Below are 1,815 nucleotides of genomic sequence, written 5' to 3' on the forward strand. Positions count from 1 at the left end.
GGCCTGGATCGCCTCCACCCGACGCGCGATGTCCTCCGTGGCCCGGGCCGTCTCCGAGGCCAGCTCCTTGACCTCACCAGCCACGACCGCGAACCCCTTGCCCGCCTCACCAGCACGCGCAGCCTCGATCGTCGCGTTCAACGCCAGCAGGTTCGTCTGCTCCGCGATGCTCGTGATCGTCTTGACCACGTTCCCGATCTGCTGGCTGGACTCACCCAGACGCGCCACCTGCTCGTTCGCCGACGACGCCGCCGACGTGGCCTGGTCGGCCACCTTCGCGGCCAGGTTCGCGTTCTGCGCGATCTCCCGGATCGAGGCCCCCATCTGCTCCGCCCCGGCCGCGACCGCCTGCACGTTGCGCGACACCTGCTCCGCGGCAGCCGCGACCACACCCGCCTGCGCACTGGTCTCATCGGAACCCGCCGCCACCTCGTTGGACGACGCGGACAGCTCCTCGGCGGCAGCGGCCACCGTCTGCGAGGTCTCCAGCACCCCCGCGAGCGTGGTCTGCAGCGCGTCCTGCGCGGACGTGAGCGACTGCGCCATGCGGCCGACCTCGTCGCGGCTGCGCACATCGGCACGAACCGTCAGGTCGCCCTCGGCGAGGCCCTCGAGCGCGACCTGGACCTTGCGGACCGAGGTACGCAGCTGCGTGCCGATGAAGCCACCGAGGATCGCCAGGACGATGACGCCGAGCACCAGCAGGACGATCATGTCCCGCTTCGCGGCGGTCGCCTGGTCCGCCGCGGTGTCCGCGACGCCCATCGCGAGGGCGTCGCCCTGCTCGGCGGCGGCGTCGAGCGCGTCGACGTAGGCCGACTTGAGCGGCTCGGTGACGTCGTTCAGCACGGTCTCGTACTCGACCGGGTCGCCGCTGAGCGCGGCCGGGACGAGCTGGCTGTCGCGGGCGGCGCGCCAGGCGTCGTAGGCCGTGCGGAAGTCGGGCCACGACGTGAGCATGGTGCCGCCGCCGTTGGCCTCGAACTCGGCGATCGCGGCGTCGATCTCGGCGTCGTTGTCCACCTGCTCGCTCTTCCAGTGCTCCACCACGTCGGGGGTCTTGGTGGCTGCGAGCTGGGCGACGATCATGCGGCCCTTGAGCTGGTCCTGGTGCACGGTGTTGAGCGGTGCGCTGAGGTTGTTCATCGCGAGCGCGAGCTCGCGGGTCTGCGCGGCCAGGTTGTTCATCGTGACGAACGCGGTCGCGGCGAGCACGCTCGCGACGATCGCGAAGATCGCCGTCAGGCCGAGGATCTTGGTGCGGATAGACCGGTCGGCGAACCAGGCGCCACGGCGCCGTGGCGTGCTGGCGACCGGGGCGGGGTGGGTCGTCGACATGAGTTCCTCCTTGGGCTGTCGGCCGGTTCGGCCGTCTCCTGGCTGATCGGTTCCCGCACGCGATCTGTGAGCGGTTGGTGCGCGCGGACTCAGCATGCTGAGGGACGACGGACGCACGACGCCCCGCCGGCACGGGTGGCCGGCGGGGCGTCGGGGCGTCCTAGAACGTGAAGGCGGAGACCCTCGTGCGCAGGTCGGTGGACAGGCGCGCCAGCTCGCTGACGGCGTCGCCCATCTGCCCGAGGGTCTGCGAGGAGGACGCGGCCGAGCTCGCGACGCCACCGATGTTGACCGCGATCTCCCCGGACCCGGTCGCGGCCTCGGCCACCCCGCGGGACATCTCGTTGGTCGTCGCGGTCTGCTCCTCGACCGCCGAGGCGATCGTCAGCTGGTAGTCGTTGATCGACGCGATGATCGAGGCGATCTGCCCGATCGCCGCCACCGCACCGGTCGTGTCGGCCTGGATCGCCTCCACCC

Annotated in this window: 1 protein-coding gene and 1 pseudogene; both read right to left on the bottom strand. The window is 71.3% G+C overall.

Going from position 1 to position 1,815, the window contains the following annotated elements:
- A partial coding sequence (locus AC1DZC_RS19830; RefSeq protein ID WP_477044457.1) for a methyl-accepting chemotaxis protein occupies positions 1–1,338 on the bottom strand: 1,338 nt, incomplete at its 3' end.
- Positions 1,339–1,498: 160 nt separating this feature from the next.
- Positions 1,499–1,815 (bottom strand): annotated as a pseudogene (locus tag AC1DZC_RS19835) (methyl-accepting chemotaxis protein); the annotation flags it as partial.

The organism is Cellulomonas sp. P2_B4 (genome assembly GCF_056404795.1).